The sequence below is a fragment of the Aquirufa sp. A-Brett2-15D genome, assembly GCF_054558735.1.
On the sequence record NZ_JBSKFT010000001.1, the window covers coordinates 229,312 to 241,163 of the forward strand.

General features: G+C 37.7%; 8 protein-coding genes. 6 read left to right on the plus strand and 2 right to left on the minus strand.

Annotated features, from left to right (window positions below):
• Window positions 1–77: 77 nt before the first annotated feature.
• From sov to ACST14_RS01075, 6 genes are read left to right on the plus strand one after another with little or no spacing between them, the layout of a single operon-like run.
• Window positions 78–6,950 carry a T9SS outer membrane translocon Sov/SprA gene (sov, locus tag ACST14_RS01050; RefSeq protein ID WP_459459684.1) on the plus strand — a complete coding sequence of 2,291 codons (6,873 nt, stop codon included), beginning with the start codon at window positions 78–80 and terminating at the stop codon, window positions 6,948–6,950.
• A 60-nt stretch (window positions 6,951–7,010) separates the two neighbouring features.
• Window positions 7,011–7,391, plus strand: coding sequence for a glycine cleavage system protein GcvH (gcvH, locus tag ACST14_RS01055; protein WP_459459686.1), 381 nt, complete (start codon window positions 7,011–7,013; stop codon window positions 7,389–7,391).
• 44 nt (window positions 7,392–7,435) lie between these two features.
• Window positions 7,436–8,713, plus strand: coding sequence for a dihydroorotase (locus ACST14_RS01060; protein ID WP_459459688.1), 1,278 nt, complete (start codon window positions 7,436–7,438; stop codon window positions 8,711–8,713).
• 3 nt (window positions 8,714–8,716) lie between these two features.
• Window positions 8,717–9,238: a hypothetical protein gene (locus ACST14_RS01065; protein WP_459459690.1), complete on the plus strand. Its 522-nt coding sequence runs from the start codon at window positions 8,717–8,719 to the stop codon at window positions 9,236–9,238.
• Window positions 9,239–9,240: 2 nt separating this feature from the next.
• Window positions 9,241–9,786: a DUF4199 domain-containing protein gene (locus ACST14_RS01070; protein WP_459459692.1), complete on the plus strand. Its 546-nt coding sequence runs from the start codon at window positions 9,241–9,243 to the stop codon at window positions 9,784–9,786.
• Window position 9,787: 1 nt separating this feature from the next.
• Complete coding sequence (locus tag ACST14_RS01075; protein ID WP_459459694.1) at window positions 9,788–10,477, plus strand: ABC transporter permease subunit; 690 nt, start codon at window positions 9,788–9,790, stop codon at window positions 10,475–10,477.
• Here ACST14_RS01075 and ACST14_RS01080 read toward each other — a convergent pair.
• A complete protein-coding gene (locus ACST14_RS01080; RefSeq protein ID WP_459459696.1) occupies window positions 10,470–11,072 on the minus strand; it encodes an ABC transporter ATP-binding protein in 603 nt (200 codons plus the stop codon). The two genes, ACST14_RS01075 and ACST14_RS01080, sit on opposite strands and share 8 nt — an antisense overlap.
• A gap of 6 nt (window positions 11,073–11,078) precedes the next feature.
• On the minus strand, window positions 11,079–11,849 hold the full coding sequence (lpxA, locus tag ACST14_RS01085; RefSeq protein WP_459459698.1) for an acyl-ACP--UDP-N-acetylglucosamine O-acyltransferase: 771 nt from the start codon (window positions 11,847–11,849) through the stop codon (window positions 11,079–11,081).
• Window positions 11,850–11,852 lie beyond the last annotated feature (3 nt).

Below are 11,852 nucleotides of genomic sequence, written 5' to 3' on the forward strand. Positions count from 1 at the left end.
GAAATCTCGGGAAATCTCCTTTTTCCATTTATTCAAAAAAATCGAGTCCCACTTATTCCTTTGAATCAGATTCAAAGATGGTTATCCAAAAAGATGCCACTGGAGCTGCAGAAGTGTCGGATTTTAAGTCATTTAATCAAATACAAAACCGGGATGTCAATCGGAGCTTTTGGCAATCGTATTCAAAAAGTTTAGATGGCAGTAGTAATTTAAAGTCTCGAGGCTTATTTCCTAAAATTGAATTACCTCCGGCTATTGATCGGATATTTGGAGGAACTGAGGTTTCGTTTAAACCCAACGGCTCACTTCTTTTAGATGTCGGTTATATGGGGCAATTTGTAGACAATCCTGCTATTCCCGTTCAATTAAGGTACGTGGGAAATCTTTTCTTTAATGAGCAGGCTCAGATTAACTTTCAGGGTAAAATCGGTGATAAGCTGAATTTAAATGTCAATTTCGACACGAAGGCTAGTTTTAATTTTCAGAATCAATTAAAACTAAATTGGAAGACTCAGGAAGAGGATATTCTCCAAAATATTGAAGTAGGAAATACCTCCTGGACTTTGAATTCTCAATTAATTCCAGGTGTTCAAAATTTGTTTGGGGTGAAGACTTTATTGCGTTTTGGAGCTTTAGACATGACCGTCGTAGCCGCTCAACAACGTTCTAAACAGGATTGCATAACACTAAAAGGAGGAACGCAGGGTAAAAATTTTGAAGTTCGAGTGGATCAATACGATGAAAATAAGCACTTCTTCTTATCATCGTACTTCCGTACGAATTATGAAAGAGCGCTTAAAAATCTTCCCGTTATTTCAAGTGGCATCACGGTAACTAGGGTTGAAGTTTATGTAACGAACCGTACGCAAAGTACAGAAACGCTTCGAAATTTAGTCTCCTTATATGATTTGGGAGAAGCTAGTCCCTATAATAATTCTAATCCACTAGTTCAGCCCATTATTCCATCAAGTCCAGTAGATAATAAAGCGAATGGGATGTATGCAAAACTAGTGGCTGACCCTAATTTGCGGAAATCTAATGAGGCCACAGATCGATTAGAGACGACCTATAATCTGAAACGAGGAACGGATTTTGATGTCTTAAAAGGGGCAAAGCGCTTAACAGATAGAGAATTTAAGTTTAATTCACAATTAGGTTATATTTCTTTAGTAGCGCCACTTCGTAATGATGAGGTTTTAGCTGTTTCCTATGAATACACGCTTAATGGACGTAAATATAAAGTAGGGGAGTTGACCGAAGATTACCAGGCACGTCAAGATGATGAGGTTTTGATTCTTAAAATGTTAAAGTCGAGTACGATTCGAAATAATCTGAATTCTTTAACAACAGGCAAACCTCACCCTATGTGGGATTTAATGATGAAGAATATTTATTCATTAAATACGTCTGCATTAACGAAGCAAAATTTTCAATTGCGAATTGTCTATAAAGATGATGCGACTGGGATTGATAACAGTAATTTGATTGAAGGAACGAACTTTAAAGATATCCCTTTAGTCAAGGTTTTAGGTTTAGATAAATTGAATTTTGCTGGTGATCCGCAGCCTGATGGGAACTTTGACTACATTGAAGATGTGACGATTGATTCCAAAAATGGAAAAATTATTTTCCCTGTTTTAGAGCCTTTTGGGAATAATCTAAGAGCAAAGTTCACTTCATCGGAGACGAATTTAGTGGATAAGTATGTATTTGATAGGCTGTACACTGGAACACAAATGGATGCCGCTCAATTAACGACTAAAAATAAGTTTTTTATCAAAGGATCTTTTCAGTCGGGCTCTGGTGGAGATATCTCTTTGCCTTTTGGGGTGGAAGCAAAATCGGTTACTGTAACGGCTGGTGGGCAATCTTTAGCGGCTGGAACGGATTATATTGTGGAACCACAATCGGGCAGAGTAAAAATCATTAATGAAGGAGTCTTTAGTTCTGGTAGAGAAATTAAGGTTTGTTATGAAAAGCCTGATTTATTCTCTAATCAAATTCGAACCTTATTAGGGACACGTTTAGATTATAATTTGGGTAAGAATGTTCATTTAGGTGCGACCATTCAAAATATGTCTGAAAGTCCCCCTGCTTTCTTCCGAAGAGTAGCGATGGGGAATGAGCCGGTTAATAATACCTTAATTGGTTTTGACGCCAGTATTTTGCAAAATTCGCAGGGAATTACGCGTTTTTTAGATAGGCTACCTTTGATTTCTACTAAAGAAACTTCGGTCATTGATTTTCAGGGCGAATTTGCTAAACTAATTCCGAATGTAAATGACCGTGTTCAAGGTAATGCATTCATAGATGATTTTGAGGCTGCGCGTGTCATTTACAATTTGAGCTCTCAGTCTACTTTGTGGAAATCGGGTGCTACGCCTAAATCGTATATATTAACTGGGAGTAAATTAGCAGCTGGATTTAATCGTGCTAAAATAGCTGCCTATACGGTGGATGCGAGTATTTATGGTCAGGGTGGATTTGCATTAGATGTGCCGGGATTAGATCCCACGAAAGTAAATGCTTATGCTTACGAAAGAGTAGTTACGCCTAAAGGGCTGTTTCCTAATAAAGATTTTGCAAATAACATCACTAATTTACCTATTGGTGTCTTAGATGTAGCCTATTTCCCCTCCGAAAGAGGAATATATAATTTTAATACCAATCTTTCTACTACAGGTTTATTACCTACACCTGCCTCTAATTTTGGGGCTATTACACGTGCTATAAGCTCTGATACGGATTTTGATAATGCGAACGTGGAGCAAATCGAGTTTTGGTTAATGGACCCATTTATCGGAGGTGAAGCAGGGAAAATTCGGGATGGACTATTCAATAAAAATAATGAGACGGGAGGTAAATTAATTTTCCACCTGGGCGATGTTTCAGAGGACTTCATTCCAGATGGGTACTCTAACTTTGAAAATGGTATTCCTGCTGGGGATAAAATTACCTCTGGAGCTGGTAAAAATGTAGAGACAACGGATTGGGGATTAGCGCCGTCTCGTCAATTTGTGATTAATGCGTTTGATAATTCAGCTGGTAGAGAGAAGCAGGATATTGGTTTAGATGGCTTACCTAATAAATCAGATGATGCAAATGCACTAACTGAAACGACTTATTTTAAGGCCTATTTGGACCAAATAAAGGGAAGGGTAACGGATGCGTCTGCTTTGGCAAAAATCCTAACTGATCCGGCGGGCGATGATTTTGATTATTATTTAAATCAAAAATTCAATAGTACGGAATCACTTATTCAACGCTATAAGAATTACTTGGGAATGGAAAATAATAGCCCTACTACGGCGAATCCATCAAATACTAATTTTACAGAGGCGAATAGTATGTTACCGGATCGCGAAGATTTGAATAATGATAATACGGTTAACGATAATGAGGCTTATTTTGAATATGAGGTAGATTTAAAACCGAGCAGCCTTCAAATAGGTAATGGATTTGTGGTAGATAAGATAACGGAAGGTGGAGTGAATTGGTATTTATTCCGTATTCCCATCAAAGACAAACGGATTTATAAAACTCCAGCTGGAGAAATTAATTCATTTAAGTCGATTCGATTTATGCGAATGGTGCTGAAAGAATTTCAAGAACCAGTGGTTTTACGTTTTGCTCAACTTCAATTATCAGGATATAGTTACCGAAAATTTATAGGGGAATTAGATAAACGAAGTGGACAAGATTTGCCTGAACCGTATGATGCAAAGTTCCGCGTTTCTAGTGTAAATATTGAAGAAAATGGTCCTGCAAATAAAGGAGAGACTGCTATACCTTATGTGGTTCCTCCAGGTTTTGTTCGAGATCAGGATATTACCACCATTAATAATGCTCGATTGAATGAACAGTCAATGAGCTTATGTGTGGATAATTTACGAGCTGGGGATGCTAGGGCCGTCTTTAAAAACACGCTTTTTGATTTCATTAATTACAAGCGATTAAAGATGTTTGTTTCGATGCAAAGTCAGGATGCAATTAATGGACAGGTGAGTGCTTTCTTACGTATAGGAACGGATTTGACGGATAATTACTATGAAATAGAGAATTCAGGATTAACTCAGACTCAGAAAGGCCAAAGCTTAGATACGGAAGTTTGGCCAATGGAAAATGAGTTTGATATTGAGTTTGATTTAGTAAAACAAGTAAAGACGGAGCGGGACAAGCAAGGTAAGAGTTTGCAAGAACGCTTTACGATGCAAGTGACAAGTTCAACAGGGAAGACGTATAAAATTACCGTAATGGGTCGTCCTGATCAAAGCGCCACCATGGTAACGATGATCGGTGTTAGAAATACGAGTACGACGAATAAATCTTTCTGTATATGGGTGAATGAATTACGAGCGTCTGGTTTTGATCAGACCTCTGGGGAAGCGGCTATTGGAAGATTAGGTTTGAAGCTGGCTGATTTAGGAACCATCCAGATGAACGGAAGCTTTAAGAATTATGGTTTTGGAGGGGTTCAGGCCAAAATTTCGGAACGTAGTCGCGAAAATAATTTGGAATATGGTATTACAGCCAACTTAAATTTAGATAAGCTGTTGCCTAAGAATTGGGGTTTTAAAATACCTTTCTTTATCACATATGACAGACGAAATATTTCTCCTGAATTTGATCCGTTTGATCCAGATATTTTCTTAAGAAATTCGATTCAAAAGTTTAGTTCAGAGACAAAAAAGCAATCGTATCTTACTTTAGTGGAAGACAATACGGAGCGAAAAGGGTTTAACTTTTCGAATGTAAAGAAGTCCCGCAATGCGCTATCGAAGAATTCGTATCCATGGGATTTCTCGAATTTCACCTTTTCTTATGCCTTCTCCGAAATGATTCGGACTAGTCCACTTATCGCCGAATACAATCAATTGAGTCATAAAGGAAGTGTTTTGTATGCTTTTACGAGTTCCTCGCGTTATCTCGAACCTTTCAAGAAAGCCTCGTTTGAATTGATAAAGGATTTTAATCTAAATCTAGTGCCATCTTCCCTGCTAGTTCGATTAGATATGGATCGTAGTTTTATCAAAACGCAAATGCGAAATTCCGAGTTTACTACCTTAGGGGTGGCTCCACAATTTGAGAAATATTGGTTCTTTAATCGCCAATATGCCTTGAATTGGAATTTAACAAAGAGTGTAGTGTTAAATTATAATGCGCAAGTGAATTCCATCATTGATGAACCTATTGGTGATTTAGATACGCAAGAAAAGCGGGACTCTGTTATGATTAGTTTGCGAGCTTTAGGTAGAGCTAGAAGTTTCGATCAACAGGCGGGGATGGTTTGGCGATTGCCTCTACAAAAATCGGTATTAACAGATTGGATGAATGCAGATTATACGCATCGCGTAGGCTATAACTATTTTGCTAATTCCTTCGATATTCGAGATTCTCTTGGTTTACCTTTTGGAAATATTATTAAAAATACGCGGGAGCAAGCAATCAACGGAAAAATTGACTTTGTGGCTTTGTACAATCGGGTGAAGGCATTGCGCTGGGCGAATAGTCCTCGATCTTTTGGAAAAAACGTGGCTAGAAACCCTGGAGATGATGAAGATATTGTCATTCCGGCAAATAATGCATTGAAATCAGTCACTCGTTTACTTCTTACTTTACGAGGTATTCAGGTTAACTATTCAATTAATGAATCGACGACATTACCTGGTTTTATGCCTAATCCTGGAATATTAGGAATGAATGCGATTAATTCAGCACCTGGTTTTGACTTTGTCAGTGGGGGACAGGACGGCGGCATTCGATTTAGATCGGCGGAAAATGGTTGGCTTACTAAAAGTACAGTTCAAAACACGCCATTCACACAGTTGCGAACACAGAAATTAAGTTATTCTACCCAGTTAGAACCTACAAAAGATTTACGGATACAGGTGGATGGTAATTATAACCGCGGGGATAATTACCAGGAATTCTTCCGACCCGAGCAGCCAAATGGTCCATTTACATCTCAAAGTCCGATTCGTTCTGGTAATTATTCGATGTCCTTTTTGTCCTTCATGACAGCCTTTTCGAGTCCGGAAGCAGTTTTTGAAGAATTTAGATCAAATCGTTCGGTACTCTTATCTCGTTTAAATAGGGCTAAACCGACAGAGGTTGGAACCTATAATCAGAATTCCCAGGATGTTTTGATTCCGGCTTTCTTTGCTGCTTATTCGGGCGTTTCGGCTACTAGTGTCAAGTATTCACCTTTTTATGATATTCCTTTACCTAATTGGAAAGTGGACTATAATGGTATGAATTTATTTCCAGGCATAAAGAATAAGTTTGCCTCCTTTACCATTTCTCATATGTATTCAAGTACTTATAATGTAGGGAATTTTGTTTCATCTTTAGAATATGGTCAATTCGCAACGGATTACATGAACCTATCTTTGAATAGTTTATTGTATCCGCTTTCATCGCGTTTTGATCCGGTGACTAATACCTTGATACCTGTTTATGTAATGAGTACGATCTCTTTTGTGGAGAGATTTTCTCCCTTAATTGGTGTAAATGCCGTGACTAAAAGTAAGATCTCTTTGCGTTTAGAATATAATCAAGATCGGAATGTAGGTTTAAATCTAGCGAACTCCCAAGTAGCTGAATTAGCTAATAAGGATTTAACGGTAGCCATTGGATTTACCAAAGCGAATATGCTTATTCCGTTTAAAATCAATGGTAGAGCTGTACGCTTGCCTAATGATTTGCGCTTTAATATGAATTTAACGATTCGGGATACGCGGACGCTGCAGCGTAAATTAGATGCGGAGACGATTGTTACCCAAGGATTTGTCAATTTCCAATTCCGCCCTCAATTAAGTTATAATGTGAATAATAAATTAACCGTAACAGCTTATTTCGATAAGATGATGAATAATCCGCTCGTTTCTAATTCATTCTATCGTTCTACAGTGGCAGGAGGTTTCCAAATACGGTATAGTTTAAGCGAATAATCTAAAATCGTTTGCAAAAAATCAAGAATTTAGTGACCTTTGTAGGCAAATAAATATGATATGAATTTTCCAAGTGAATTAAAATATACTCAAGAGCACGAGTGGATTAAATTAGATGGCGATGTCGCTATCATTGGTATTACAGATTTTGCTCAAGGTGAGCTAGGTGATATTGTTTTTGTAGAAGTGGAGACAGTAGGACAAAACATCTCGAAAGATGGTGTTTTTGGCACGGTTGAAGCGGTGAAAACGGTTTCAGATTTGTTCTTACCTATCGCTGGAGAAATAGTAGAATTTAATACAGCTTTAAATAACAGTCCTGAATTGATTAATTCTGATCCTTATGGTGATGGATGGGTAGTAAAAATGAAGGCCGCAGATGCGGGTGATTTATCCCAATTGATGGATGTGGAAACATATAAATCCTTTATCGGACATTGATTTAAAAACCCTGTTAATCAGGGTTTTTAAATAAGCCAAAAAAAATGCGGATCTTATTCAAACAGATTTTAATTCAAGACAGTCGTTCCACCCATTACGGGAAGAAGATGGATTTATTAGCTGAGAATGGTCGTTGGATTTCTATTGAATCTTCGATTAAAGCAGATGCTGATCAAATTATAGCTAGCGATGAGCTACACTGGTTTCCTTCCGTTGTCGATCTACGTGTCCATCATACGTTGCCAGGTGGTGAAAACAAGGAAGATTGGGCTAGCTTACAGGCTGCTGCCTGGAAAGGTGGAGTTTTAGACTTTTTACTATTGCCTACTGGAGATCCAGTGCCTCAACAACCTGAAGCAATTCAATACATAGCACAAAAAATGGCTGGGACAGGATTAGCTTGTTTCCCCGCTGCACCGCTAACTTTAGACAATAAGGCTGAGAATTTTAGTGATTTGATGGACTTGCATCAGGCTGGGGCCTCTTGGTTTAGCCATGGGGCAGGATCTTTGCAAGACACGGACTTAATGTTAAAATGCCTTCAGTATTTACAACCGCTTCCGGTGAAGGTTATTTCACGACCTGATGTGAGTGGATTATCCTTGTTTGGACAGATTCACGAAGGTTTACAAAGCACATTATTAGGTTTGAAGGGTATCCCTGTTTTAGCTGAAACAATGCACCTGAAACGTGATCTAGATCTACTGGCCTACGTGATGCAACATTCCTTTGGTTTAGCAAATGCTGCCTTCTCACTACATTTCTCTTGTATATCTACGGCTGAATCGGTAAAATTGATAGCTAAGGCTCAAAAAGCTGGATTGCCCGTCACAGCTGATGTGGCAGTGCATTCGTTATTATTCACGGAAGATGCATTAGCAGATTTCGATACACTGAAAAAAGTGAATCCACCGCTTCGCACGCAGCAAGATCGATTAGCCTTATGGAAAGGATTAAAAGAAGGAATCATTCAATCCGTAGTTTCTGACCACCATCCTCAAGAGGTAGAGAATAAGGAACTAGAGTTTGATCAAGCTGCCTTCGGGACTATCGGGTTAGAAACTTTAGCCATTGCGTTTATCTCGGAAGCTAAAAGTCAAGGATTAGATAAATTGGATAACTATATATCGCATAATTCGGCCGCTTTTTTAGGAATACAGCAACCAGAATTAAAAGTTGGAGAAGTGGTTAAGGGAATGATTATTAAAAAAGAGGGTCACGTTTACGAGTCTAATTCTATCGTCTCTAAATCGAAGAATTCCATATTCATAGGTCATTCATTCCACTATAAAGTGGCAGGCGTATATCACGGATTAAATTAAACAATGGTTAATAACTGGTTTTCGGAAATAGGCCGATTTATTCTATTCGCGTTGCTATTCGTAGTATTGCTAGTGGCTTATGGCTTTGTCTTGCAGTCTTTTGGAATTATACCCATAGGAGGTAAAAAAGCGCCCTCTTTCGCCTTTTTACTTTTTTTTCAATGGTGGTATGTCTCTAAATTTCCACAGAATCACGAGGGTGAAAAGAAGCATTTTTTAGTTTACTTTGCCCTTCAATATATTTTAATAGTGATTACAGCTTTATTTAGTGCATTTTTCGTGTACTATTTTTTTCAATCTCAAGCAGGATTACAAATGCTAGATGCCTACATACAGCAAAGTTTAGTAGAATTAAATTCCTTCAAAGAAGTCATTGTTAGTCAAGAAGGTGGAGAATACTATAATAGTTTGCATGCGGGCATTAAATCAATTGACGCGTACAGCATTGCTAAAGATGATTTTTCTCAAAAAATTGCACTAGGTTTTATACCTAATTTGTTAATTTCACTTTACTACAAAAAATAGCTATGGAAAATTCGACAGAATCAACTGCCTCATCATCTATCATTGCCTTGAAATATGGCTTTATTTATGGTCTATTAAGTTTTCTCTTTTCTACTCTTGTGAATGTGATGGGTTGGGCTGAGGATTTTCAAGAATCCGTTGGTTGGATTTCTGGGATTTGGTCTTTACTATTATCAGTAACTGTATTATTTCTGTGTTTACGTGAATATAGAGAGCAAAATGAAGGATTTATTAGCTACGGACAAGGTTTAGGATTAGCCACTTTATCTGGGGTAATTAGTGGATTAGTTGCTGGGGCATTTAATTATATTTATATCCAGTTTATTGATAATACAGTTATGCAACGTCAACTAGATTTAGCTAGAGAGCGGATGGAAGATCAAGGGCTCAGTGCTAGTCAAATTCAGAGCGCAGAAGAAGTAACTAGTCTATTCATGAATCCAGGAGTTCAATTCGTTGTTGTAGTAATTACAAGTCTAATTTTCAATTTTCTTTTAGGTCTAATCATAGCCGCTGTCGTTAAACGAGAGAAACCTATCTTCGAATAAGATGTTTGCCCTTTTTAAAAAAGATGTACTAGCCTTTTTTAGCTCTTGGATGGGTTGGGGGACTATTTCGTCTTTTTTTGTTTTAATGGGAGTATATGTCTGGGTAATTGATGGAAATGTTTTAGACTATGGATTTGCGGAGTTAACGGTGTTCTTTGATCTTAGTCCCTGGTTCTTTTTGTTGTTTGTTCCTGCTTTAACGATGAATAGTTTTTCTGATGAAGTAGATCGAGGAACGTTTCAAATGCTAAGATCTCTTCCCATTTCATTGGGTCAAATTTTATCAGCTAAATTACTAGCGCTAATTTTTATCATTGTATTGACCTTATTGCCTAGTTTATTATTTGTTCAAACAGTAGCGGTGTTCGGTTTTCCTAAAAGCAATTTTGATTCATCCTTGATTTTAGGAGGATATATAGCTTTATTTCTTTTAATACTGTGTTTTGTGGGTTTTGGGGTATTAGCTTCGAGTTTAACTAAGAAGCAGCCTGTCGCCTTTATTTTAGGGCTAGTTTTGAATTTCGTCTTTTGGCAAGGGGCCAGAGAATTGGGAATTGATTCTTTAGATCTATACTCACATTACAATCGAATGAGCATGGGGCTTTTGAGCTTCAGTGATCTAGTTTTCTTCTTAGGATTTTTTCTACTGCTTATGGCGAGTATTAGAATTCGTTTACGCTTAATTATTTAAAATCAACCAGAGCAATCTTCTCTGTACAGAAGTCGATTTCACGGCCTTCATTCGAAGCGATGATAATTAGTTTATTGCGTTGATTACTTAATCGGTCAAAGAACCATTGTTTAGCTTGTTCGTCAAAATTAGTGGTGGGTTCATCCAGCAGTAAAACAGGTCTTTCAGATAATAAGGCAAAACCTAACTTGATTTTTTGGCGCATTCCGGAAGAATAATTCTTTATTAATTTAGCTCGACCCGGCTCCAAATCAATATATTCCTCCAGGAAATCGATAGATATAGTTGCTGGGAGGTAGTTGTTTTTAATGAGAATATGAAGGTGTTCTGTTAAGGTGTACTCTTCAATCAATTCTACATAGGGAGCAGCATAGGTGATTTGAGAGTAGGCTAATTCAGGATCTATCCCTACCATTTCTACCTTACCTTTATTAGGAAGCGTAAACTGGGCAATCAATTGAAGTAAAGTAGATTTTCCTGATCCGTTAGGTCCAGTAAGAGCGTAAGATTTGCCTGATTGAAAGCTGTAGCTGAATTCGCGAATGACAAATTCTTGTCTGAACTTTTTGGAAAGGTTATGAACAAGAATTTCCATACTTTATTAGCCTTTCATGATACCTCGTTCTGAATTCTTAACAAAGTTGAGAATCTCATTTCGTTCAGGAGTATTCGGTAATTGTGCTTCTATTTCTTCTAATGCCGTATTTGTATTTAATCCTCTCAAATATAAATAACGATAGGCTTCTTGAATGATATTTATTTGGTCATCCGTATAATTACGACGACGCAATCCTACTGAATTAATTCCCGCATAACTTAAGGGCTCTCGTCCGGATTTTGTAAACGGTGGAACATCTTTTCTAACCAAAGAACCTCCCGAGATCATTACATGTTGACCAATAGTCGCAAATTGGTGAATAGCCGAAGACCCGCCAATAATGGCAAATTCTCCCACAGTCACATGCCCAGCCATTTGAACTGAATTAGCAATAATACAATGGTCGCCTATTACACAATCATGTGCTATGTGTACATAAGCCATAATTAGACAGTTTTTGCCTATTACAGTTTTTAATTTATCGGATGTACCTCGATTAATCGTTACACACTCTCTAATGGTTGAATTATCGCCGATTTCAGCGGTGGTTGTTTCTCCGCCAAATTTTAAATCTTGAGGAATAGCTGAAATAACTGCTCCTGGAAAAATACGTACATTTTTACCAATACGCGCTCCAGGATATATGGTTACGTTTGATCCGATCCAGGTCCCTTCACCAATTTCTACATCGGCATGAATAGACGTGAATGCCTCGATACTAACATTAGCACCGATTTTAGCGTTCGAATCAATATGTGTTAACTGATGAATCATACA